The organism is Zoogloea sp. GW822-FHT05C07, from assembly GCF_058800215.1.
In genome coordinates, this window is record NZ_CM179510.1 from 5,188,496 (window position 1) to 5,212,828 (window position 24,333).

At 68.0% G+C, this 24,333-nt stretch carries 19 protein-coding genes; 9 read left to right on the forward strand and 10 right to left on the reverse strand.

Annotated elements, in window-relative coordinates; translation table 11 throughout:
- Window positions 1–18 precede the first annotated feature (18 nt).
- Both AC3QL2_RS23845 and AC3QL2_RS23850 read left to right on the forward strand, forming a co-directional pair.
- On the forward strand, window positions 19–1,326 hold the full coding sequence (locus tag AC3QL2_RS23845) for a spinster family MFS transporter (protein ID WP_493234986.1): 1,308 nt from the start codon (window positions 19–21) through the stop codon (window positions 1,324–1,326).
- A 29-nt stretch (window positions 1,327–1,355) separates the two neighbouring features.
- Window positions 1,356–2,159, forward strand: a complete 804-nt coding sequence (locus tag AC3QL2_RS23850) for an enoyl-CoA hydratase (RefSeq protein ID WP_493234984.1) — start codon at window positions 1,356–1,358, stop codon at window positions 2,157–2,159.
- Between the two features lie 72 nt (window positions 2,160–2,231).
- Here the strand turns inward: AC3QL2_RS23850 and AC3QL2_RS23855 are convergent, their stop codons facing one another.
- From AC3QL2_RS23855 to AC3QL2_RS23870, 4 genes are read right to left on the reverse strand one after another with little or no spacing between them, the layout of a single operon-like run.
- Complete coding sequence (locus AC3QL2_RS23855) at window positions 2,232–3,455, reverse strand: NADH:flavin oxidoreductase (protein WP_493234982.1); 1,224 nt, start codon at window positions 3,453–3,455, stop codon at window positions 2,232–2,234.
- 48 nt (window positions 3,456–3,503) lie between these two features.
- Window positions 3,504–5,105 (reverse strand): FadD3 family acyl-CoA ligase, encoded by a 1,602-nt coding sequence (locus AC3QL2_RS23860; protein WP_493234980.1) that lies wholly within the window; start codon window positions 5,103–5,105, stop codon window positions 3,504–3,506.
- A 33-nt stretch (window positions 5,106–5,138) separates the two neighbouring features.
- Window positions 5,139–5,900 carry a glucose 1-dehydrogenase gene (locus AC3QL2_RS23865; RefSeq protein ID WP_493234979.1) on the reverse strand — a complete coding sequence of 254 codons (762 nt, stop codon included), beginning with the start codon at window positions 5,898–5,900 and terminating at the stop codon, window positions 5,139–5,141.
- A gap of 42 nt (window positions 5,901–5,942) precedes the next feature.
- A complete protein-coding gene (locus tag AC3QL2_RS23870; RefSeq protein ID WP_493234978.1) occupies window positions 5,943–7,652 on the reverse strand; it encodes an FAD-binding protein in 1,710 nt (569 codons plus the stop codon).
- Between the two features lie 202 nt (window positions 7,653–7,854).
- Here AC3QL2_RS23870 and AC3QL2_RS23875 point away from each other — a divergent pair, with 202 nt between their 5' ends.
- A complete protein-coding gene (locus AC3QL2_RS23875) occupies window positions 7,855–9,327 on the forward strand; it encodes an FAD-dependent oxidoreductase (protein WP_493234976.1) in 1,473 nt (490 codons plus the stop codon).
- A gap of 80 nt (window positions 9,328–9,407) precedes the next feature.
- Here AC3QL2_RS23875 and AC3QL2_RS23880 read toward each other — a convergent pair whose 3' ends face one another.
- The 4 genes from AC3QL2_RS23880 to AC3QL2_RS23895 all read right to left on the reverse strand — a co-directional run bounded on the left by AC3QL2_RS23880 (window position 9,408) and on the right by AC3QL2_RS23895 (window position 14,854).
- Window positions 9,408–10,571 carry an acyl-CoA dehydrogenase family protein gene (locus AC3QL2_RS23880; RefSeq protein ID WP_493234974.1) on the reverse strand — a complete coding sequence of 388 codons (1,164 nt, stop codon included), beginning with the start codon at window positions 10,569–10,571 and terminating at the stop codon, window positions 9,408–9,410.
- On the reverse strand, window positions 10,568–11,701 hold the full coding sequence (locus AC3QL2_RS23885; protein WP_493234972.1) for an acyl-CoA dehydrogenase family protein: 1,134 nt from the start codon (window positions 11,699–11,701) through the stop codon (window positions 10,568–10,570). The genes AC3QL2_RS23880 and AC3QL2_RS23885 overlap by 4 nt, the downstream gene beginning before the upstream one ends.
- Entirely contained in the window at window positions 11,698–13,128 is a 1,431-nt protein-coding gene (locus AC3QL2_RS23890) for a coniferyl aldehyde dehydrogenase (RefSeq protein WP_493234970.1), read from the reverse strand. Before AC3QL2_RS23890 ends, AC3QL2_RS23885 begins: the two co-directional genes overlap by 4 nt.
- A 73-nt stretch (window positions 13,129–13,201) precedes the next feature.
- The gene (locus AC3QL2_RS23895) at window positions 13,202–14,854 is read right to left on the reverse strand and encodes a methyl-accepting chemotaxis protein (protein ID WP_493234969.1); all 1,653 of its coding nucleotides are present in this window, start codon (window positions 14,852–14,854) and stop codon (window positions 13,202–13,204) included.
- Window positions 14,855–15,047: 193 nt separating this feature from the next.
- On the opposite strand from AC3QL2_RS23895, the gene AC3QL2_RS23900 reads away from it, so the two are divergent.
- The 5 genes from AC3QL2_RS23900 to dmpG all read left to right on the forward strand — a co-directional run bounded on the left by AC3QL2_RS23900 (window position 15,048) and on the right by dmpG (window position 19,818).
- Window positions 15,048–16,043 (forward strand): flavin reductase, encoded by a 996-nt coding sequence (locus AC3QL2_RS23900; protein WP_493234967.1) that lies wholly within the window; start codon window positions 15,048–15,050, stop codon window positions 16,041–16,043.
- Window positions 16,044–16,084: 41 nt separating this feature from the next.
- Window positions 16,085–16,858 (forward strand): glucose 1-dehydrogenase, encoded by a 774-nt coding sequence (locus AC3QL2_RS23905; RefSeq protein ID WP_493234965.1) that lies wholly within the window; start codon window positions 16,085–16,087, stop codon window positions 16,856–16,858.
- A gap of 16 nt (window positions 16,859–16,874) precedes the next feature.
- Window positions 16,875–17,663 carry a fumarylacetoacetate hydrolase family protein gene (locus AC3QL2_RS23910; RefSeq protein WP_493234964.1) on the forward strand — a complete coding sequence of 263 codons (789 nt, stop codon included), beginning with the start codon at window positions 16,875–16,877 and terminating at the stop codon, window positions 17,661–17,663.
- A gap of 114 nt (window positions 17,664–17,777) precedes the next feature.
- Complete coding sequence (locus tag AC3QL2_RS23915; protein ID WP_493234962.1) at window positions 17,778–18,689, forward strand: acetaldehyde dehydrogenase (acetylating); 912 nt, start codon at window positions 17,778–17,780, stop codon at window positions 18,687–18,689.
- Window positions 18,690–18,822: 133 nt separating this feature from the next.
- On the forward strand, window positions 18,823–19,818 hold the full coding sequence (gene dmpG / locus AC3QL2_RS23920) for a 4-hydroxy-2-oxovalerate aldolase (protein ID WP_493240420.1): 996 nt from the start codon (window positions 18,823–18,825) through the stop codon (window positions 19,816–19,818).
- 70 nt (window positions 19,819–19,888) lie between these two features.
- Here dmpG and AC3QL2_RS23925 read toward each other — a convergent pair whose 3' ends face one another.
- Window positions 19,889–21,226 (reverse strand): tyrosine-type recombinase/integrase, encoded by a 1,338-nt coding sequence (locus AC3QL2_RS23925; protein WP_493234959.1) that lies wholly within the window; start codon window positions 21,224–21,226, stop codon window positions 19,889–19,891.
- Window positions 21,227–21,425: 199 nt separating this feature from the next.
- Here AC3QL2_RS23925 and AC3QL2_RS23930 point away from each other — a divergent pair, with 199 nt between their 5' ends.
- Window positions 21,426–22,493, forward strand: a complete 1,068-nt coding sequence (locus AC3QL2_RS23930) for a DNA-binding protein (protein WP_493234957.1) — start codon at window positions 21,426–21,428, stop codon at window positions 22,491–22,493.
- A gap of 12 nt (window positions 22,494–22,505) precedes the next feature.
- On the opposite strand, the gene AC3QL2_RS23935 is transcribed toward AC3QL2_RS23930, so the two are convergent.
- Complete coding sequence (locus AC3QL2_RS23935) at window positions 22,506–24,302, reverse strand: acyl-CoA dehydrogenase (protein WP_493234955.1); 1,797 nt, start codon at window positions 24,300–24,302, stop codon at window positions 22,506–22,508.
- Between the last annotated feature and the right edge of the window lie 31 nt (window positions 24,303–24,333).

A 24,333-nucleotide genomic window follows, 5' to 3' on the forward strand; every position in this document is an offset into this window, starting at 1 on the left:
TCCCGTCGGAGCGCAGCCTTGAAGCCAGACCTCACCCACCCGCCCGTCACCTGGCGCACCCACTACGCGCTGGCGGTGCTCGCCACCATCTACGTGTTCAACTACATCGACCGGCTGGTGATCTCGATCCTCGTCGAGCCGATCAAGGCCGAGTTCGCGATCTCCGACACCCAGATCGGGCTCTTGTCCGGCGTCGCCTTCGCGATCTTCTACACGCTGTTCGGCTTTCCCCTCGGCCGCCTGTCCGACCGCATCGGGCGCAAGCCGGTGGTGGCGCTGGCCTGCATCGCCTGGAGCGCCACCACCATGCTGTGCGGGCTGGCCACCAGCTTCGCGCTGCTGCTCCTGTGCCGCATCGGCGTGGCGGTGGGTGAAGCCGGCGGCACGGCGCCGTCGGTGGCGATGGTGTCGGAGCTGTATCCGGAACGGCGCCGCTCCACGGCGCTGGCGGTGTTCATGATGGGCCCCAGCCTCGGCGCGGTGATCGGCCTCGGCCTGGGCGGCTGGATCGCCCAGACCTACGGCTGGCGCATCGCCTTCATCGCCATCGGCGCACCGGGCGTGCTGCTCGGCGCCCTGCTGGCACTGACGGTGCGGGCGCCCCGCCCGGCCGCTCGACGCCAAGCCGACGACGGCGAAGCGTGGACCACCACCCTCGCCACACTGCTGCGCACGCCGTCCTTCCTGTGGGTGATTGCCGCCGGCACAGCGGCCGCCGTCACCGGCTACGCGATGGGCACCTGGAACCCCAGCTTCCTGATCCGCAGCCACGGCCTCGATGTGAAGCAGGCGGGCCTGCTGGTCGGCCTCGGCGGCGGGCTGATGTCCACTGTCGGCACCCTCACCTGCGGCGCCGTCACCGACCGCCTCGTCAAGCGCGACCGGGGCTGGCAGCTCGGTGTTGCGGCCATCGCCTGCAGCCTCAGCGTGCCGCTGGGCGTGGCCTTCTACCTGTGGCCGGCGGGCGTTGCCTTTCACGTGGGCAGCCTGCCGGTGCCGCAGGCGTTCCTGTTCTATCTGGCCTTCAGCTTCACGGCGACCTGGTGGTCGGTGCCCTGCTTCGGCGCCATGAGCCACCTCTTTCCGCCCCAGCGCCTGGCCCAGGCCACGTCCCTGTTCGTGATGTCGATGACGCTGCTCGGCGTCGGCCTCGGCCCGATCCTCGCCGGCGGCCTCAGCGACCTGCTGACGCCGGGTCTCGGCGCGGACGCGCTGCGCTACGCGCTGGCGGCGATCGTCAGCCTCTACGGCGTGACGGTGCTGTGCCTGCTGATGGCCATTCCGCGTTTCCGCCTGCAGCGCAGCCTGACTGCCGCGGCAGCATGAACCCAACGACTGTCCTCTAAGGAAATCCAATGTCCCACGCTTCCAGCGCAGACCTTGCCACTGCACCACCGGTCCTCCTCGAACGTCCGGAAGACGGCGTCGCCGTGCTGCGCCTCAACCGCCCGGATGCCACCAACGCCCTCAGCCTGGAGCTCCAGGCTCTCCTCGCCCGTCACTTTGCCGAACTGGCCGACGACGACAGCGTGCGCTGCATCGTGCTGACCGGCGGCGACAAGGTCTTTGCGGCAGGCGGCGACATCAAGAGCATGGCCGGCGTTGGCGCCATCGATATCCTGCGCCGCCACACCGAGCGGGTGTGGGCGCCGATACAGCACTGCCCGAAGCCGGTGATCGCCGCAGTCTGCGGCTATGCCTACGGCGGTGGTTGCGAGCTGGCGATGCTGGCCGACCTGATCGTCGCCGGCGAAGGGGCGCGCTTCTGCCAGCCGGAGATCCGCATCGGCATCATGCCCGGCATCGGCGGCACCCAGCGCCTGGTGCGGGCCGTCGGCAAGGTCAAGGCGATGCGCATGGCGCTGACCGGCGAACCGATCGGCGCCCACGAGGCGTGGGTGGCCGGCCTCGTCAGCGACGTGGTGCCGGACACCGAAGTGCTCAACACGGCCCTCACGCTGGCCCGGCGCATCGCCGCCATGCCGCCGCTGGCCGCCGAGCAGATCAAGGAAGTGATCCTGGCCGGCGTGGACGCGTCCCTCGACACCGCGCTGGCACTGGAGCGGCGCGCCAACGCCCTGCTCTTCGCGTCCCAAGATCAGAAGGAAGGCATGCAGGCCTTCATCGAAAAGCGCCCGCCCCGCTTCGAGGGGCGCTGAAACCGGCCCCGAATCCCCAAAAAACAAGGGCGACCGCGAGGCCGCCCTTTCATTTTGCCGATGCGCCCCGCCTTACATCGACGCGCGCACGCGGTTCAGCTGCGGGTCGTTGGCCGGATTCATCACGCACCACGTCCCGGCCGGGTGGTAGATGTAGGGCACGCAGCGATTGCAGTGGGTGCAGCCCGACGCGTCCTGTGTGCCGTCCCGCCATTTGGCAACCAGCGTCGGATCGTGGATCAGCGGGCGCGCCATGGCCACCGCGTCGAAACCCTCGGCCATGGCCTGGCGTGCGTTGTGCAGGCTGCTGACGCCGCCCAGGTAGCCGAGCGGTACTTTCACCGCGGCGCGGATCCGTCGCGAATAGTCGAGGAAGTACATCTCGCGGAAGTCCACCCGCGGCGCGCGGGCCTGAGCGGCCTTGAGCATCAGGCCGGTGATCCAGCTGCCCTTGAGCACCTTCTGCATCTCGTCCATTGCAAAGTTGCTGCCGAACATGAACCAGCCAGACTCGACGTTGCGCCCGCCCGACAGCACCAGCAGGTCGGCGCCCGCCGCTTCCAGCGCCTGGGCGGTGACGATGCCGTCCTCCACCGTCGCCCCGCCGGGCACACCGTCGGCCACGTTGATCTTGGCGAGCACCGCCATGCGGCTGCCAACCGCATCCTTGACCCGCGCCAGCACGGCGGCCGGAAAGCGCACGCGATTCAACGCGCGGCCGCCGAAAACATCGGTGCGGCGGTTCGACAGGGGCGAGATGAACTGGTTGAGCAAATAGCCGTGGCCCATGTGCAGCTCGACGGCGTCGAAACCGGCATCCCGGCACAGCAGGGCCGCGTCCACGAACTCCCGCGCCACCTGCTCCATGTCGGCCCGGTTCATCGCCCGATGCCAGAAGTTGCCACGCAGGAAGCCGGCCTTGTTGAAGCCGCTGGAGGCGCTCATCGTCGGGCCATCCACGCGGCGCGACGTGACAAAGGAGCCGCCGTGGGTCAGCTGGTAGGAAATCGCGCCGCCTTCCCGGTGCACAGCGTCGGCCAGCGCGCGCAGGTCCGGCAGGATCTCGGGACGCAGCCAGACCTGGTTCGGCAGCGTGCGCCCCACGTCGCTGACCGCGCCGTAGGCCACGGTCGTCAGGCCGACGCCACCGGCAGCGAGATCCTGGTGGTGCTTGACCAGAGCCCGGCTCGGCGCCCCTTCGACGACCATGCCTTCGTTGGCACCGGCACGAATGAAGCGGTTGCGCAGCGTGATCGGACCGAGCCGGAACGACTCGAAAAGCGTATCGGCAGCCATCGTGGGCCTTTCGCGTAGAAATCGGATCGGGGCAGGATGGGAACCGGCTCAGGCCGCGACCCGGCTGCGCAGCTCGTTCTTGGCGACCTTGTTGGACGCATTCACCGGCAGCGCGTCGAAGAAGCGCACCAGGCGCGGCACCTTGTAGTTGGCCATACGATTGCGCGACCACGCGATGAGGCCGGCTTCATCCAGCGCAGCGCCAACGCGCAGCACGACGCAGGCGCAGCCCACCTCCCCCATCCGCTCGTCCGGCACGCCGATCACCGCCACCTGGGCGATGGCCGGGTGTTCCGTCAGCGCCGCCTCGATCTCGGCAGGGTAGCAGTTGAAGCCGCCGACGATGAACATGTCCTTCAGGCGGTCGGTGATACGGAGGTAGCCTCGTGCGTCCAGCGTGCCGATGTCGCCGGTGTGCAGCCAGCCGTCGGCGTCGATGGTCTCGGCGGTTGCTTCGGGATTCTCGAAGTAGCCCTGCATCACGTGGAAACCGCGCAGGCAGATTTCACCCGCCTCGCCCGCCGGCAAGGGCTGGTTATGGCTGTTGACGATGCGCAGCTCGGTGCCGGGGATGGCCTTGCCGCTGGTGCCGGCGATGGTCGCAGCGTCGTCGGCCGGGTCACAGATCGTCGCCAGCCCGCCGCATTCGGTGAGGCCGTAGGCGGTGGTCACCACCTCGAAGCCCAGCTCGCTGCGCATGCGCTCGACGAGCACCGGCGGAATGGTCGCGGCGCCGGTGACGGCGATGCGCAGGCTGGACAGGTCCGCCTCGGCCAGCCGCGGATGGGCCAGCATCGACAGGTAGAGGGTCGGCGGGCCGGGCAGCACCGTAACGCGGTCGGCCTCGATGCGCTGGAACACCGCTTCCGCGTCGAACACCGGGTGCGGCAGGATGGTCGCCCCGGCGATCAGGCAGGTCACCCAGCCGGCCTTGTAGCCGAAGGTGTGGAAGAAGGGATTGACGATCAGGTAGCGGTCGCCGGGGCGCAGCCCGATGATCCGCACGTATTCCGCGAAGGCCCGCAAGGTCGGCCCGTGGGCGTGCATGACGCCCTTCGGCTTGCCGGTAGTGCCGGAGGTGAACATCAGGTCGGCGGTGTCCCGCGTGTCCACCGCCTCCGCACGGGCGCGGGCGAGCGATCCGGCCACCTGCGCGCCGCCGGCCAGGAAGTCCGCCCAAGTCTGCACGCCTTCCCCGGTGGGATGCCCGTCACCTAGCACCACGACCCGCTCCAGCGTCGCGGGCCGGTGCGGTGCCAGCATCGCCGGATAGTCGGCGCCGAGGAATTCGCCGATGCAGATCAGCACCCGCGCGTAGCTGCGAGCCAGGATGTCGGCGGCCTCCTGGCCCTTCATGCGGGTATTGATCGGCACCAGCACCGCGCCGGCGCAGTGCACGCCGAGGGCCGCCAGCACCCACTCGCTGCAGTTCGGCGCCCAGATCGCCACCTTGTCGCCGGGTTCGACGCCACTGGCGATCAGCGCCCGCGCCACGGCCAGCGCCCGGTCGGGCAGCTCGGCGTAGGCAATGCGCTGGCCGTTCTCCTCGATGGCGACACGGGACGCGTGGTGACGGGCGGCGGAAAACAGCAGCGCGGGAATGGTCGGCGCGATGGCCGGGATCGGCAGGTCGGGCATGGAGGCTGGCATGGCGGAATGGATTTGAAAGTTGCGGACGACGGCTTAGATGCTCATCACGAACTGGCCGCTGTCCACGCGCAGCTCGATGCCATTGACCGCGCGGGACTCGTCGGACGCGAGGAACAGGATGGCGTTGCCCACGTCTTCCGGCAGGCAGGCCCGGAACATCGGGTCGACGTCGATGGTCAGGCGTGCCGGGTCGATGCCCGGCGGATACGCGGCGGTGCTCATCGGGGTCAGGATGCCGTCCGGGTGCACCGAGTTGCAGCGGATGCGGTACTTGCTGCGCCGGCAATGGGCGGCGACGGCACGGGTCAGCGCGGCGATGGCACCTTTTGAGCCACAGTAGGCCGCGTAGTCGTCCTTGCCGGCGATGCCGGCAATTGATGACATGTTGACGATGGAACCGCCACCGCGCGCCTTCATCAGCGCGACACCGGCCTTGCAGCCGAGGAAGACGCTGTCCGCATTCACGCGCATCAGGCGCTGCCAGTCGTCCAGGCTGGCTTCCTCGATGCTGCCCTTGATGAGGATGCCGGCGTTGTTCACCAGCACGTCGAGGCCACCGATGCGTTCCCGCACGGTGTCCTCGACGGTGCGCCAGTCGGCCTCGGAAGCGGCGTCGTGGCGCAGGAACAGCGCCTCGGGCCCCAGCTCGTCGGCCAGCACGCGGCCGGCAGCTTCGTTGATGTCGGTGATCACCACGCGGGCGCCCTCGGCGGCCAGCAGCCGCGCGGTGGCCTGCCCCACGCCGCTCGCCCCGCCGGTGACCAGCGCCACCTTGTCCTGCATACGTCCTGCCATGCTGCGTCTCCTTTTTTCGGTCTTTTCTTATGGGTTGCGCGTTCAGTTGCCCGCCGCAATATGGTTGGCCGCGATGTAGCCGAAGGTCATCGCCGGGCCGAGGGTCGCGCCGGCGCCGGGGTAGCTGGTGCCCATCACCGACGCCGAGGTGTTGCCGATGGCGTACAGCCCGCTGATCGGCGCCCCATCCGGACGGACGACCTGGGCATGCTCGTTGGTGAGCAGGCCACCCTTGGTGCCGATGTCGCCGGCGTCCAGCCGCATGGCGTAGAACGGCCCCTTGGCAATCGGCGCCAGGCACGGGTTGGGTTTCACGTTCACGTCGCCGTAGTAGCGGTCGAAGACGTTGCCGCCGCGGGCGAAATCCTTGTCCACGCCGGTCCGGGCGTAGTCGTTCATGGTCCGCACGGTGGATTCCAGGCCGGCCGCATCGACGCCGATCTGGCGCGCCAGATCGGTCAGGGTGTCAGCCTTCCAGTACACGGTGTTGAGCCATTCCTTGCGCAGGCGGCCGTCCGGCATCACCTGGGCCGGCATCAGCGGGCCCATCGCATAGTGGAAGCGGAAGTGGGCATCGAAGATCACCCACGCCGGGATCGACTTGCCGCCGCTGGCGCCGTTGTCGCGGTACATGGCGTCGACGAACTCCAGGTAGGGCGTGGCCTCGTTGACGAAGCGCCGGCCCAGGCCATTGACGACGATGGCGCCCGGGAAGGCCCGCTCGGCGAAAACGCCGCGGGGTTTCTCTTCCTTAGGCACCGCGATGGTCGGCGCCCACCAGGACCAGTTGAGCAGGTCGGTGGCCGCACCGGCCGCCAGCCCGGCTTCCAGCGCCGCGCCGGTGTTGTTGCCGGGCGGCGTGGCGCTCCAGCCGGTGCGGGTCGGCTTGGGCAGGTACTTGTCGCGCAGGGCCTGGTTCTGCTCGAAGCCGCCGGCGCCGAGGATCACGCCGCGGCGGGCCTGCAGATGCAGCTCCCGGCCATCCCGCTTGACGCGGATGCCGGTCACCCGCTCGCCGTCGCGAATCAGGTCCTGGAAATCGGTGTTGAGCCACAGGGGCACCTGGCGATCCATCAGGGTGCGGCGCAGCGCGCAGACCAGCGCGCTGCCGAGGGCGGCACGGCGGTCGTTGCGGGTCTTGCGCCGCCAGCGCAGGTCCAGCTGGTAACGCAGCATCAGGCCCATCACTTTCAGGCGCCAGCCGCGCTCCTTGGCCATCGCCTTGTGGGCGTCGCGGGCCGTCCATGCGATGCGCCCCATCAACAGCGTGGACGGCGACGGCGTGCGCAGATGGCGCAACTCATCGCCGAGCAGGCTGGTGTCGAACAGTTCCGGGTCCAGCGTGCGTCCGCCCGGCAAGGCGCCCGGCAGATGCTGGTAGTAGTCGGGATACTTGTCGGCCACCGCATAGCGCAGGCGGCCCTTGGTCTCCAGGTGGGTGATCATCTTCGGCGCGTTATCGAGGTAGGCCCGCAGGCGGCTCTCGTCCACCCGGCCGGCTGTCGCCGCACGCACGTACTGCAGCGCCTTGTCGTAACTGTCCTTGCCGCCGATGCGCTTGAAGTGCGGATTGTTGGGAATCCAGATGCCGCCGCCGGAAATGGCGGACGTGCCGCCGAACTTGTCGCTCTTCTCCACCACCAGCACCGACAGGCCGTGGTCGGCGGCGATCACGGCGGACGTCATTGCGCCGGCGCCGGAGCCGACGACGATGACATCGAAGGCGGTCTGGTTCTGTTCTTGTGCACTCACGCTGGGGTCCTCGGAAATGGTTGGCCGCAGCGGATGTTCCCGCTTGCCCGGCGGCCGGCCATCGTCAAGGCGGACTAGGCCGAACCGGGCATCCATCGACGGGGGCGTGCCATCGTTCAATCGGGCGATGCGGCGCCTCCCGCGCTGCCGCCACGATCACGCTGGAGACAACCCTACCCATCAGAACGGAGAGCCAAGCCCCATGCAGAACGCCATCTACACCCCTTCCCGTCCCTGCCGCGTCGAGGACGTCCCGGCCTGGGACATCGAGACCGACGTGCTCGTCGTCGGCTTCGGCGCCGCCGGCAGCTGTGCAGCCATCGAGGCCCGCCGGGCCGGCGCCCGTGTGTGCGTGCTGGAAGTCGCCTCGGCCGGCGGCGGCAGTGCCGCACTGTCGGGCGGCGAAGTGTATGTGGGCGGCAGCGGCGGCACCTCCGTCCAGCGCGCTAACGGCTTCGAGGACAGCACCGAGGACCTGGCCGCCTACCTGACCCTGAGCGGCGGCCCCGGCGCCGATGGCGAGCGCGTGCGCGTCTATGCGGACGGCGCCGAGGCCCACTTCCGCTGGCTGCAGGAACTCGGCGTGCCCTTCAAGGGCAGCTACCTGCCCGGCAAATGGATCGAGCCCACCACCGACGACACCCTGCTGTGGTCCGGCAACGAACTGGCCTGGCCCTTCAGCGCCACCGCCAAACCGGCGCCGCGCGGGCATACGGTGCAGTTCAAGGGCTGGGGCGGCGGCAAGGTGCTGATGGAGCACCTGTGCGCCCAGGCCGCAGCCGCCGGTGCCGACATCCACTACAACGCCCGTGCGCTGACGCTGGTGGTGGATCGCGACGGCGGCGTGGCTGGCGTGGTGGCGCGCATCGACGGTGAAGTGCGCTTCGTCCGTGCCCTGAAGGGCGTGGTGCTGTCGGCCGGTGGCTTCATCGTCAATCGGGACATGGTGGCCCGCTTCGCCCCGGCCGCGCTGGCCTGCGTGAAGGAAGTGAGCGGCGGCAACGACGACGGCTCGGGCATCCGCATGGGCATGGCGGTCGGCGCCGCGGCGATCCACATGGACCAGTTCTTTGCGACGGTACCCTTCTTTCCGCCCGAGTCGCTGGTGAAGGGGATCTTCGTCAACGAGCGCGGCGAGCGCTTCATCAACGAGGACGCTTACCACGGCCGTGTCGGCCACTACGTGCTGCGCCAGCCGGGTGGCCGTGCCTGGCTGCTGGTGGACAACGAAATCTTCGGCCGGCCGGTCATCAAGCCCGATGTCGACATCGCCGCGGTTGGCGAGACGTGGGCGGAGATCGAGCAGGAGCTGGGCATTCCCGCCGGCGCGCTGCAGCACACGGTGGAGGAATTCAACGCGCGCGCCGCCGAAGGCCAGGACCCCTACTTCCACAAGGCCGCGCCGTGGCTGCGGCCGCTGAGCGTGCCGCCCTTTGCCGCCCTCAGCTATTGCAGCGAGGATCTGGAAGCCCATGCCTTCACCCTCGGCGGCCTCCACACCCTGCCGGGTGGCGAGGTGCTCGACGCGGACGGCCGTCCGATCGCCGGCCTGTTCGCCGCAGGGCGTACCGCCTGTGGCCTGCCGCGCTGGGGCGAGGGCTACAGCTCAGGCCTGTCCCTCGGCGATTCGACCTTCTTCGGCCGTCAGGCCGGACGCTCGGCCGCCCAGCGCTGAAATGGAAACGCCGCCAGCCGCTTACGACACGGCTGGCGGCGAGTGGGCTTTGAAGCCAAGCAGGCCGAAGTCCGCTCCGCTCAGGCCTTGGGCATCCCCAGCCCGCGCTCGGCGATGATGTTGAGCTGGATCTCGTTGGTCCCGGCGTAGATCGTGTCGGCGCGGGAGAAGAAGAACACCTGCTGCAGCCGGCGCCACGGGTCTTCGCTGGCCGGCACATCCCCCGCGATTCCCATCACGTCCATCGCCAGCTGGCCCAGATCCCGGTGCCAGTTCGACCAAGCGTATTTGTAGACCAGCGCCTCCGGTCCGGTGGCGTTTTCGCCGCGCGCGAAGATGCGCAGTGCGTTGGCGCGGAGTGCCCGCAGGCCGATCCACGCATCGGCGATACGCCGGCGCACACCCACGTCCCGGTCGGCACCGCAGCTGCGGGCCGCCTCCACCAGCAACTGCAACTCGTGAGTGAAGTGCATCTGCTGGCCCAGCGTGGACAAGCCGCGCTCGAAGCCGAGCAGCGCCATCGCGATGCGCCAGCCGTCGCCAGGCTTGCCGACGATGCAGTCGGCGGCCGTGCGGGCGTCGTCGAAGAAGACTTCGTTGAACTCCGCCTCGCCGGTCATCTGACGGATCGGGCGGATCTCCACGCCCGGCTGGTCGAGGGGCACCAGCAGGAAGCTCAGCCCTTCCCGTCCGACGCTGCCGGGCGTGCTACGGGCCAGCACGAAGATCCACTCGGATTCGTGGGCCAGCGAGGTCCACAACTTCTGGCCGCGCAGCCGCCATTCGCCGTCCTCCAGCCAGCAGCGGGTGGAAATGGCAGCCAGGTCGGAGCCGGCGCCCGGCTCGGAGTAACCCTGGCACCAGAACACCCGCCCGGCGCGGATGCCGGGCAGGAAGCGCGCCTGCTGCTCCGGCGTGCCATGAGCGATGAGGGTCGGTGCCAGCAGCGTCTCGCCGATGTGCCCCATGCGGCCGGGTCCGCCGGCGCGGGCGTATTCCTCGTGGAAAGCGACCTGCAGCGCCAGCGGCAGATCGCGGCCGCCGTGGGCCTGCGGCCAGCCGAGACCGATCCAGCCGCCGGCGGCCATCTCAGCTTCCCACTCGCGGCGCAGTTCGGGATAGGCCATCTCGTCCCCCGGGCCGCCCCGGTGGCGCAGCGGCGCGAAGCAGCCACACAGATGGCGCTCCATCCAGTCGGCCACTTCGGCCCGGAATTGCTGTTCGTCGGGCATCGCCTTGTTCATTGATATCTCTCCGTCACGCCACCCAGCACACAGTCGGCTACCGCGTCGCGCCATGCGTCTGCATCGCCGAACCAGTGGGAAGCCCATTGGGCGCGCTTGAAATGCAGTTGGGGATCGTATTCCCAGGTGAAACCGACACCGCCGTGCAGCTGGATGGCCTCGGCCGCGCAGAAGCGGTAGGCCTCGGTGGCCAGCACCCGCGCCACGGCGATCTCGCTTGCCACGGCCTGTTCATCAAGTTCCAGCGCCACCAACGCACCTTGCAGCGCCGAGCGGGCCGTCTCCAGCTTCACCATCATCTGCGCGCAACGGTGCTTGACGGCCTGGAAGCCGGCGATGGCCCGGCCGAACTGGCGACGTTCGCCGGTATAGGCAACGGTCAGCTCCAGGCAACGGGCCGCGCCGCTGACCTGCTCCGCCGCCAGCATCAGCGCAGCGAGTTGCAGCGCATGGACAACACCGGCCACGAAACCAGCCGGCCGGTCGATGCGCGCGTCCAGCGGCAGCGGCACCGCGTCGAAACGCCAGCGGCCTTGCGGGCGGGTCGAGTCCCAGCTTTCCAGCGCGCTGCGCTGCAGGCCCGGCGTGTCGGCGGAAACGTGGAACAGCCCGCAGGCGCCGTCCTCCAGCGCGGCAACGATGAAGGCCATGTCGGCGCCGTCGCCATCAAGAACCTGCTCCGCACAGCCCTGCAGCTCCCAGCGGTCACCGCGGCGGCAGGCACGGATCGCCAGCTCGTCGGGGCGAAACGCCGGCGGCAGGCCGGCGGCCGCGATGACCGTCGCTGTCGCCGAACCTTCCGCCAGCCCCGGCAGCCAGCGCTGGCAGGCCTCTTCGGAGGCCGCATGCAGCAACAGCGGCTGAGCCAGCGCCACCGTGGCGAAGAACGGCGAGCGCGTCAGGCTGCGCCCCATTTCCTCCAGCAAGACGACGGCCTCCGCGATGCCGAGGCCCAGGCCGCCGAACTCCTCTGGCACCAGCACAGCCGGCCAGCCCAGTTCGGCCATGGTCTGCCACAAGGCAGCGTCGCCGTCGCGGCCGCTGCGCGCATTGGCGTGCCCCGCCAGGAAGGCCATCGCGGTTTCCCGCAGCGCGCGCTGCTCATCGGTGGGAATGGCGAAGGCGCTCACGGTGTGACCTGCGCTTCCATCGCCGCCAGGAAATGTTCGCCGTAGGGTGGCAGCATGCCCCACTCCCGGCGCGGATCGTAGGCCGGCGCCTTGAACACGGTGCGCAGATGGCTGAATTCAAGGAAGCCTTCGCGGCCGTGGTAGCGCCCCATGCCGGAGGCACCGACGCCACCGAAAGGCGCGTCGTGCATCGCCGCGTGGAACATCACCTCGTTGATGCTCACGCCGCCGGACAGGGTGTGCGTCAACACCTTTTGCTGTTCGGCCGCATCCTCACCAAAGTAATACAGGGCCAGCGGACGGCTGCGCCCGTTGATGTCGGCAATCACCGCGTCGATGTCGTCGTAGCCGAGCACGACGACCGCCGGCCCGAAGATCTCCTCGCGCATGATCGCCGAGTCGGCCGGCGGGTCGATGACGATGCGCAGCGGGCGACGACGCTCACCGTCGCCGGAGATCACCCCATCGGGACAGGTCTCGACGCGGGCGCCGACGGCGGCCGCCTGCTCCACATAGCCGTCGATGCGGGTCAGGTGGCGCTCATTGACGACCGCCGTCAGGTCCGGGTTGCCGGCCGCCGTCGGAAACAGGCTGGCGAAGGCCGTCTTCAGGCTGGCGACGAAGGATTCCAGCTGCTCGCGTGCCACGTAGACCACGTCCGGATTGACGCACAGCTGGCCGCCGTTCGCCCCCTTGCCCGCCGCGATGCGGAAAGCTGCGGTCGCCAGGTCGGCGCTGCGGCCGATGATCGTCGGCGACTTGCCGCCGAGCTCCAGCGTCACCGGTACCAGGTTGTCGGCGGCGGCCCGCATCACGGCCTTGCCGACCGCCGTGCTGCCGGTGAATACCAAGTGGTCGAAGGGCTGCGCCGCAAAAGCCGCGCCCACGTCCGGGCCGCCGGTCACGACGCCCACTTCGAGGGGATCGAACATGTCGGTGACCGCCTCCGCCACCAGCGCCGCCGTGCGTGGCACGACCTCGGACGGCTTCAGGATGGCCCGGTTGCCCGCCGCGAGCACATAGGCCAACGGTGCGAACAGGGTAAACAGCGGTGCGTTCCAGGTGCCGACGATGCCCACCGAGCCCTTGGGCTGGACCATTACCCAGGCTTCCGCACCAAGTTGGTCATAGGGCGCAAAGGGTGCCCGCTTGTCCGGTGCCATCCACGGCTCGAAGTGATCGCGGGCATGCTTGAGGGACGCCAGCGAACCGAGCACATCGTTCATCAAGGAGAAGCCCGGATGGCGGCCGCCGAAGTCGGCGTCCATCGCCGCCGCCAGCGGCTTGTGGTACTTCACCAGCAGGTCGATGGCCGTCTGCAGGCGGCGCCGGCGCGTGTCCGCATCGACGGCGCCGGCGGCCGCAAAGGCTGCCTGCTGGGCGGACAGGATATTGGCAAGGGCCGGAGTACTGTTGGGAGTGCTCATGGTCTTCGATTCACCTCAGGGTTGGTGGAACGGCCGCGAACGATCGGGCTGTCAGGAATTGCTCGGAAAAAACTCAAGCCAGGCGGAAACGGGCGGAGAGGCGCTCCAGCGTCCGGGCCAGCCGGTCCAGGCCCGCCGCCGATTCTGCGCTCCGCGCGGCGCTGGTGGACAGGGCCGTGGTGCCGTCGGAAACGCTCTGCACACGGCGGACGATCTCGCGGGTGGCGGCGGCCTGCTCCTTGAGCACATCGCCGATGCCATCCACCGCGGCAATCACCTGGCCGCTGCCGGCGCGGATGCCAACCACCGACTCGCCGGCCTGGGCAGCCAGCTCCGCGCCGCTGCGCACCCGCTCGACGGCAGACTCCATCGTCGCGCACACGCTGCGGGTGCGCCGCTGGATGTCGGCGATCGTCGCCGAGATCTCGGCGGTGGACGAGGACGTGCGCTCGGCCAGCTTGCGCACTTCGTCCGCCACCACCGCAAAGCCACGCCCCTGCTCGCCGGCACGGGCTGCTTCGATGGCCGCGTTGAGGGCCAGCAGATTGGTCTGGTCGGCCACTTCGAGGATCACCCGCACGACGCCGCTGATCTGGTCGGACAGGTTGTCGAGTTCGCGCACATGGCTGGCAGTCTGCGTCACCACCTGGGCGACGCCGCCCATTTCCTCGGCCATGCGCTGGATGTAGCGCTCGCTCTCCTCCGAGCGGCCGAAGGACTCCCGGCTCATGCGCAGGGACGCGTCGGCATGGGCTTCGACCTGTTCGATGGAGCGGGCCAGCTGGGATGCCGCGACCGAGATGCTGTTCACTGCCTCGGCCTGCGCCGTGGCGTGGGCGGACGCATCGGTCGCCGTGCCGGCCATCTGCTGTGCCTCGACGCCCAGCTGCTCGACCTGGCCGCGCATTTCGTCCACCAGGCGATGCAGGTTGTCGCGCATCTGCCCGACGTCGGTGAGCAACACGCCGAATTCGTCCTTACCCAGGACCGGAACCGGCCGGGCCAGGTCACCGTCGGCAATCGCCCGCGCCACGCCGGACGCCACGCCGAAGGCAGTGCGCATCCGGCGCAGGGTGCCGAAGGCCATCAGCGAACCGGCCAGCGCGCCGATGACGGCCAGCGTGATGTAGGCCAGCACTGTCGAGTCGTAACGTTCGCCGGCCGCCTTGTAGTCCTGGGCGGTAATGGCCGACTGGTAGTCGTGGAGCGCGCCCAATGCGGCCGATGCCGCCTCGCCGGCGGGCTCGCCGCCCTGCACGAAGGCGGTCATGTTGTTGAGGCGGAAGCTCTCCATCCGCAGCGGCGCCAGCACTTCGTCGAGTTCGCCGCGCCAGCGCCGGTAGGCTTCGACGTAGGCCTTTTCGAGGCGGGCCTCTTCGGCGCGATGAGGCGTCGTTGCGTACTGTTTCCACAGCGCATCGATCTGCCCGTTGTTGCGTTCGATCTCGTCCAGGTAATGGCTCAAGGGCCGGCTGTGGGCGCGGGCAAAGCCTCCTTCCGGATCGAGCTGGAAAGCCAGCAGCACCAGGCGCCGGTTGGCCTGCAGCTTCTGCTGGATGGTTTCGAAACGGCCCAGCGCCGCCAGCCGCTCCTCATGGACGACACGCAAGGTCTCGCGGGCCTCGAACAGGCCATACCAGCCGAAGGCCACGGCGGCCAGGAACAGCGCAGTCGACAGCAGGGCCCACAGCCACAAGCGCTGGGCAATGGTGATCTTCTCGAACATGGCGTTGCATACATGGGAAGCCCGGATGGATGCGCACACTAGCAAGCCTCGCAGCGCCGCCCATCGTCCGATTGGATGAGGCCCTGCGGCCGCGTTTTCTCAATCGATCCGCCGTTAGTCCGTTGGGACGATGTTGCGCGCCGGAGCCGTGTCGATACTGGCTCCACAGACCAACGCCCCAGTGAGGCTTCCCATGACCCAAGCGAGCTTTGATCCCCAGGCTTTCCGCGCCGCTCTCGGCACCTTCACGACCGGGGTCACCATCATCACCGCCCGCGCCGAGGACGGCACGGCGATCGGCATCACCGCCAACAGCTTCAACTCCGTCTCCCTCAACCCGCCGCTGGTGCTGTGGAGCCTGGCGAAATCCGCCCGCAGCCGGCCTGTATTCGAAAGCAGCCGGCACTGGAACGTGCACGTGCTGTCCGCCGACCAGGAAGCCTTGTCCGGCCGCTTCGCATCCCAGGGCGCCGACAAGTTCGCCGACATCGTACTGGACGAGGGAATCTCCGACGCGCCACTGATCCCGGCCTGCACCGCCCGCTTTCAGTGCCGCACGGCCTTCAGCTACGAAGGCGGCGATCACCTGATCTTCGTCGGTGAGGTGCTGGCCTACGACCGCTGCGAGCATCCGCCGCTGGTCTTCCAGTCCGGCCAGTACGCCATCGCCGCGCGCAAGCCGCGCCAGGAAGTGCGCCTCGGCGCCAACCCGCCGCCCGAATGCAGCTATACGGAAGACCTGCTGGGCTATCTGCTGGGCCGCGCCCATTACCAGATGCTGCATTCGGTACGCCAGATGCTGGCCAGCCAGGCCCTCGACGAGGCGACCTTCTTCATCCTGTCCACCCTCGCCGTGCGGGACCGCCTGAGCCTCGAGGAGCTCAACGGCATCATCGGCTACACCGGCATGCTGGCCAGCGAGGCACAAATGAAGGCCCTCGAGGGCCAGCGCTTCATTGCCCGCGAATTCCACGCAGGCAAGGCCCGTTACGTCCTCACCGCCGACGGGCGGGAGGCGTCCCTGCGCCACATCGCCCACGCCAAAGCGCTGGAAGAGGACCTCGCCGACAAGCTCGGCGCCGGCGAGATCATGGCCCTGAAGATGCTGCTCAAGCACCTTATCGCCAACACCGACCCCGGCCTGCCCGACCTGTGGGCGCCGACGAGCCAACCGGCCGCCGCGGCTTGATCCTGCACTGACAGACACCTTTTCCCCATAAAGGAACTCGCATGCCCCTGCTCGAACGCTTTTCCCTCACCAACCAGGTTGCGCTGGTCACTGGCGCCGGCCGCGGCATCGGACGCGCCATCGCCCTGGCCTACGCAGAGGCGGGCGCCGACATCGTCTGTGCTGCACGCACGCTGGCCGACGTGGAGGCCGTCGCCGACGAAGTGCGCGCCCTCGGCCGCCGGGCAGTAGCGGTCAGCTGCGACGTGAACGACGCTGACCAGCGGGGCACAGCCGTCAGCGCCGCCCTCGAGGCCTTTGGCCGTCTGACCCATCTGGTCAACAACGCCGGCGGTGCCGGCCCCAACGATCCACTGAAGATGTCAGCGGCCCGCTTCGAGGAAGTGCTGCGTTTCAACGTCAGCTCCGCCTACGCGCTGACGCAACTGTGCGTGCCTCACATGCGCGAAGCCGGCGGCGGCAACATCGTGAACATCACCTCCGGCGCGGCCCGCTACGCCCAACCCCACTTCAGCGCCTATGGTTCCGCCAAGGCCGCGCTGACCCAGCTGACGCGCCTGCTGGCCCAGGATTTCGCGCCGCAGGTGCGTGTAAACGCCATCGCCCCCGGCCCCATCCTCACCGCGGCGCTGGACCGCGCGCTGCCCGCCGACATGCGCGACGGCATGATCCGCAACACGCCGCTCCAGTGCCTCGGCCAACCCGAGGACATCGCCGCCGCAGCGCTCTATCTCGCTTCTCCCGCCTCCGCGTGGGTGACCGGCAAGATCATCGAGGTGGATGGCGGCGCCGAATCCAGCGTCTGGCCCGGTTGAGCGACGGAGCCCCGCCATGAACGACAGCCTGATCGCCAGCCTCGGCGACACCCTTCACACCGCCCTGCGGGAGAGGCGCACCATCGCGCCGCTCACCGACAGCCACCCCGACATCAGCATCGACGACGCCTATCGCATCTCCCTCCACCTGCTGCGCTTGCGGCAGGAAGCCGGCGAAAAGCTGATCGGCAAGAAGATCGGCGTCACCAGCAAACCGGTCCAGGACATGCTGAACGTGCATCAGCCCGACTTCGGTTTCCTCACCGATGCGATGCACTACCCGGACGGCGCCGACATCGACATCGCCCGCGCCGGTCTGATCCAGCCCCGCGCCGAAGGCGAGATCGCCTTCATGCTGAAGGACGATCTGCACGGACCGGGCATCACCCGTGGCGACGTGCTCGCCGCCACGGCCTGGGTGGCACCGTGCTTCGAAATCGTCGACAGCCGCATCCACGACTGGAAGATCCGCATCCAGGACACCGTCGCGGACAACGCCTCCTGCGGCGTGTTCGTCCTTGGGCAACGCCATACCGATCCGCGCAGCCTCGACCTCGCGGCGGTACGCATGGAGATGCAGCGCAACGGCGAGCCCGCCGGCAGCGGCACCGGCGCCGCAGTCCAGGGCCACCCCGCCGAGGCCGTCGCCTGGCTGGCCAACACCCTCGGCCGCTTCGGCATCCCGTTCCACAAGGGCGAGCTGATCCTGTCCGGCGCGCTGGCGCCGCTGGTTCCGGTGCGTGCCGGCGACCATTTCACGTTGAACATCGACGGGCTGGGCGGCTGCTCGGTCCGCTTCCGCTGATTTTCCGCTTGCAGCCGCGCGGCGGGGTTGGCTCCCAACCCCCGGGCCTTCGGCCCGTCTCCCTCCCCTGCCCCGCCGCGCGTCCTGCACCCCAAGCCCCCACAAGGATTCGCCATGAAGAAAATCAAATGCGCCCTGATCGGCCCGGGCAACATCGGCACGGACCTGCTGGCCAAGCTGCAGCGCAGCCCCGTGCTGGAGCCGGTGTGGATGGTCGGCATCGACCCGGAATCGGATGGCCTCAAGCGCGCCCGTGAGATGGGCCTCAAGACCACCGCCGACGGCGTGGACGGCCTCCTGCCCCACGTGCTCGCCGACGGCGTGCAGATCGCCTTCGACGCCACCTCCGCCTACGTGCATGCCGAGAACAGCCGCAAGCTCAACGAGCTCGGCGTGCTGATGGTCGACCTGACCCCGGCCGCTATCGGCCCCTACTGCGTGCCGCCGGTCAATCTGAAGCAGCACGTCGGCCAACGGGAAATGAACGTCAACATGGTCACCTGTGGCGGCCAGGCGACGATCCCGATGGTTGCTGCGATCTCCCGCGTGCAGCCGGTGGAATACGGCGAAATCATCGCCACCGTCTCCTCCAAGAGCGCCGGCCCCGGCACCCGCAAGAACATCGACGAATTCACCCGCACCACCGCCGGCGCGGTCGAGAAGGTCGGCGGCGCCAGGAAGGGCAAGGCCATCATCATCATCAACCCGGCCGAACCCCCGCTGATGATGCGCGACACCGTGCATTGCCTGGTCGAAGGCGAACCGCAGCAGGACGCGATCCGCGAATCCATCGCTGCGATGATTCAGGAAGTCCAGAAGTACGTACCCGGCTACCGCCTGGTGAACGGCCCGGTTTTCGACGGCAACCGCGTCTCCGTCTATCTCGAAGTCGAAGGCCTCGGCGACTACCTGCCCAAGTACGCCGGCAACCTCGACATCATGACCGCCGCCGCTGCGCGCACGGCCGAGATGTTCGCCGAAGAGATCATCAAGGGCAGCCTGACCCTCCAACCCGTCACCGCCTAAGGAAAGCACCATGGAACTCAAAGGCACAAAAATCCCGCACGAGCCCACCGCACGGCCGCCCGAAGGCGGGCGAGATCCCCTCGGGGGATCGGCGGCCGTAACCGGCAGCCGAGGGGCCGTCACTGTGCATGACATGACCCTGCGGGACGGCATGCACCCCAAGCGTCACCTGATGAGCCTGGAGCAGATGAAGAGCATCGCCACCGGCCTCGACGCCGCCGGCGTGCCGCTGATCGAAGTCACCCACGGCGACGGCCTGGGCGGCAGCTCGGTGAACTACGGCTTTCCGGCCCACACCGACGAGGAGTACCTGTCCACCGTCATCCCGCTGATGAAGCAGGCCAAGGTCTCGGCGCTGCTCTTGCCGGGCATCGGCACCGTCGATCACCTGAAGATGGCCAAGGAGCTCGGCGTGTCGACGATCCGCGTCGCCACCCACTGCACCGAGGCCGATGTGTCCGAACAGCACATCACGATGGCCAGGAAGCTCGACCTGGACACCGTCGGCTTCCTGATGATGGCCCACATGAACAGCCCCGAAGGGCTGGTCAAGCAGGCCAAGCTGATGGAGAGCTACGGCGCCAACTGCATCTACGTGACCGACTCGGCCGGCCACCTGCTGCCCGACACCGTCAAGGCCCGCCTCAGCGCCGTGCGTGAAGCGCTGAAGCCGGAGACCGAACTGGGCTTCCACGGCCACCACAACCTGGCGATGGGCGTGGCCAACAGCATCGCCGCCATCGAAGTGGGCGCCACGCGCATCGACGCGGCCGCCGCCGGCCTGGGCGCCGGGGCCGGCAACACGCCGATGGAAGTGCTGATCGCGGTGTGCAGCCTGATGGGCATCGAGACCGGTGTGGACGTGGCGAAGATCACCGACGTCGCCGAAGACCTGGTGGTGCCGATCATGGACTTCCCGATCCGCATCGACCGGGATGCGCTGACCCTCGGCTACGCCGGTGTGTACGGCTCCTTCCTGCTGTTCGCCAAGCGCGCCTCCAAGAAGTACGGCGTGCCGGCCCGCGACATCCTGGTCGAACTGGGCCGCCGCGGCATGGTCGGCGGGCAGGAGGACATGATCGAAGACACGGCCATCACGATGGCCCGCGAACGGGGGCTGGCAGCATGAAACTCGATCAAGCCTTCCTCAGCCGCGCGAACCGGGACTGAACGGCGGTTGCACCATCCGTCCGGAGAGGCTAGGCACCCTTCAACAGCCTGGACACCGCATCCACCGCCTCGCCGCGCTCCTCGTCCTTCATATGGACGTAGTAGCGGCTGGTGGTGCGCGGGTCCTTGTGCCTGAGCTGCTCGGCGGTCCTCGCCAAGGACACGTGCCCCAGCGCGAAATGGCTGCCACGGGTATGGCGCAGCCAATGGGATGCGGCGTTGCGCAGATCGACTTCCCAGTGGGGCTCGATCTGAGCGGCAAAAGGCGCTGCGAAATTGAAGAAACGGCGTAGCTCCGAGTTCAGGTAGCCGGGACTGACGCCCTCGCCGGTCTTGAGTTCGACCCGGCGTACGCGTTTGGGACTCAGCTTGGCGATCAGCGGGATGTCGTATTCGGCGCTGTCCGGGTAGCTGCCGAGACCGCGTTTCAGACGGTAATACCGCAAAGCCTCGACGGCATCCTCGTCCAGCGTCACCCGATCTGGCCCTTCCGCAGCCGTGCGGCCTTTTCCGACGACCTTCCAGACCCACCGCGTGCCGCTCTTGACGACCGCGCTCATCGTCGCCTCCGCCAGCTCGGCGCGCCGGCTCGCGGCTGCATAACTGAACAGCAGGATGCAGCGCAGGCGGGCTTGTCGCTCCAGTGACCACGGCTCGATGGTATCGGGCCCCTGCTCAAACGGGCCGTCCGCCGACGGGATCTTCCAGGTGTTTTCCGGCGCATCCAGAAAGGCGCGCAACCACCGCCACAGTCCGAAGGAGAAGGCCTTGTCGGCCGCCAGGTTGTCTTCCCGTATCGCGTCCTGACGCAGTTTGCGCGCGTACTGCTGGGGCGACATGCCAAGGCGCGACAACTCGTCGATGGAGATTTCCTCTCCAGTCAGCTTGCCGAGCTGCAAGAAAGGGTTGGTGGGCAGGTAACCGCCCTCATGAAGGAAGCGGTACAGGCCGCGAACCGTGATGTCGGCCCGCCGGCGGCTGCCGATGGACAACCCCATCAGCTTGCCGGCCCCATCGGTTCTGAACGGCAGGTAGCCCGCCGGCCAGCCTTGCTCCGGCAGGTACGGCACTGCCAGCCACGCGCGGAAAGCTTCCAGATCGGCCACGGTCGCCTGCGCCAGGGAAGCGCCCCGCAGGCACGCCAGGAAAGTGGCAAAACGACGAAGCTCCTGGAGGTAGGCCTTGCGGGTGTGGGCGTTCTTGGCGCGGGTGTTGAGCCACACCAGCACGGCGTCCCTGTCGTTGGTGACGCCAAGCGAGTTTGTGATGTTCGGCGCCAGGAAGCTTGCGCCCACCCGCAGACCGGCGTCTGGCACCACGAGATCGAAGCTTGCTTCACCGTCCTGCGGAGGTCTGGTCTTGCTCATCATGGGTGCCTATTGATTCTTCTGACGTCCTGCAGCTCGTCGGAGCTGATTACGTGCATATAGTAACGATAATTGCAGAACTCGACATTATCTGTATTTTGCTGGAGTACAAATTGCGCAATTGCGCAATATATGAAACCATGCCCATGCGGCGCTGACGATCCGACAGCCCCATGCAAAAGCAAAAGGAAATGAAGCGATGGCCAGCGCCGTGAGCTACGAGATGGTTGAAGCGGTGTGCAATGATCTCGCCGCCGCCGGAGAGAACCCGACCTACCTGAAGGTCCACGAGCGACTGGGCAAGGGCGCCACGCGCATCGTTTCGGCGTACATCCGGGAATGGCGGGAACATCAAGCCCAAGCCACGGCGTTGAGTCGTCACCCGTTCTTCGGCAACTGGCCGGAAAACCTCCAGCTCAAGGCCAAGAGCCTTTTCGACGCCCTGCTCGCCCTGTCGGCGGAAGGCACTGCCGAAGCCGAGCAGACGCTGAAGGCCGGATTCGACAAGCAGGCCGAAGAACTTCAGCTGGCCACGGATCAGGCGCGCCGGGAAAGCGCGGACGCCCAAGACCGGCTCCGCAACGAACGCGCCGAGACCGCACGCCTTCAGACCGAGCTCGACAGCCTGAAAGAAGCTGAGTTGGCCCGCGAAGCGATGATCGCGGACCTGCTGGCCCAGCGCGAGCAGCAGGTGGCGACAATCGCTGAGAATCAGCGGCAACTGGAAAATCTGCGTGACGAACACCGGATGCACGTCATGGAACTCGGCGTACAGGCCGCCGCAGAACGCAACCGCCTGATCGACGAGCTACGTATCGAACGGGAACGCGCCGCCGGCGAGCGGGAGCATCTGATGCGACAGACCGACCAGCTGCGCCAGGATCACGCCGCAGCGGTGCAGGAATGGCGGCAACGCGCAGCGGCGCTGGATAGCGCCCTTGTCGCGCAACGGAAGAAAACGGACGAAGCCGAAGAGCGCGCGGCGGCACAGACCTCCCACGCCAGGGAGCTGACTGCGATAGTCAACGCACGGGATGGCGATATTTCAGCGCTCAAGGCAGACCTTGCGACCATGAACCTCAGCCTGCAGGAGCAGGCCGCCATGAGCAGTGCGCAGGCGGCCCGCATCGAGATGCTTGATCAGCAAGTTACGCGTGAAGCCACGCGGGCAAAGGACGCCGAAATACGCACGCAGGAACTCGTGACGCAACTGGCCTCGGTGCCCCGCCCCGCCCCAGCCAAACCGGGAGGGGAGGAAATGCAATAACGCGTTCGGCGATCAGAACTGCTCGTCGCCCAGCATCAGCACCGACTTTCCGCCTTCGCGCACGGTACGCGACAGTCCGGCCACCTGGGTCATCACGTGCTCCGCGTAGAAACGGGCGGTCGCGATCTTGGCGCGGTAGAAGGCCGCGTTGCCGCTGCCTTCATCCAGCCGCCGACGCGCCGCCAAAGCCGCGCGAGCCATCTGCCAACCACCGGCCACGATGCCGACCAGCATCAGATACGGCACCGAACCCGCGGTCACCTCGGCAGCGTTCGCCGCGAAGTTCTCGACGATGTAATCCACGCAGTCGTCCATCTCCGCGGCGCCTTCCACCAGCGCCTGGCGGATCACCGTGAAGTCAGCATCAGCCTGCTCGGCCAACTGGCCGTCGAGGGCGAGCATCTCCGCAACCAGCGCCTTGGCCGCTGCGCCGCAGTCACGCGCGGTCTTGCGGCCGATCAGGTCCAGCGCCTGGATGCCGGTGGTGCCCTCGTAGATGTTGATGATGCGGGCGTCACGGAAATGCTGGGCGGCGCCGGTTTCCTCGATGAAACCCATGCCGCCATGCACCTGCACGCCGATCGAGGCCAGCTCATTGGCCGTTTCGGTGAGCCAGCCCTTGACCACCGGGATCAACAGGTCCGCGAAAGCCTGATGCTTGTTCCGCTCGTCCGCAGCCGACACTTGGTGGGCGTGATCCAGCGAAGCGGCCACCACGTAGGCCAGCGCCCGCATCGCCTCGATCTTGGCTTTCATCAGCATCAGCATGCGGCGCACGTCCGGATGCCGGATGATCGCCACCGACTCTGGCGAGCGGGACGTCATGTCCTTGCCCTGCACCCGCTCACTGGCGTAGGCCAGCGCCTGCTGGTAAGCCCGCTCGCCGATGGCCAGCCCTTCCAGCCCGACGCCGAAGCGGGCCTCGTTCATCATCACGAACATGTATTCGAGGCCGCGGTTGGCCTCACCCACCAGGTAGCCGGTCGCACCGCCGTTCTCGCCGAAGATCATCACCGCCGTCGGACTGCCATGGATGCCCATCTTGTGCTCGATGGAGGCACACCAGGCGTCGTTGCGCTCACCCAGGCTGCCGTCCGCATTCACCAGAAGCTTGGGCACTACAAACAGCGAGATGCCCTTCACCCCCGGTGGCGCGTCGGGCAGGCGGGCCAGCACCAGGTGCACGATGTTGTCGGTCATGTCGTGCTCGCCGTAGGTGATGAAGATCTTCTGGCCGAAGATCCGGTAGCTGCCGTCGGCCTGCGGCTCAGCACGGGTGCGGACCGCTGCGAGATCCGACCCCGCGTTCGGTTCCGTCAGGTTCATCGTGCCGGTCCATTCGCCGGACACCATCCTCTCCAGAAAACGGGCTTTCAGCTCCGCGCTGCCGTTCAATGCCAGCGCCTCGATGGCGCCCTGGGTCAGCATCGGGCACAGGGAGAAGGCCATGTTCGAAGCCTTCCACATCTCGCGCACCGCGCTCGACAGCAGGCGCGGCAGGCCCTGGCCGCCAAACTCGGGCTCGCAGGCAACGCCGTTCCAGCCCGATTCGACGAACTGCCGGTAAGCCTCCTTGAAGCCCGGCGCGGTCGTCACCTGGCCTGCCTCCCAGCGGCAGCCCTCCGTGTCGCCGACGCGGTTGAGCGGCGCCAGCACTTCGCCGGCGAACTTGCCGGCCTCTTCGAGGATCGCGTCCACCAGATCCCGGTCGGCCTCCTCATAGCCCGGCAGTGCGAGCACCTGATCGAGGCCGGCCAGCTCCTGCATCACGAACTGCATGTCGCGGATCGGGGCAATGTATTGATTCATGTTCTGTTCCTGAAAATAGTTGGGGTTGCGC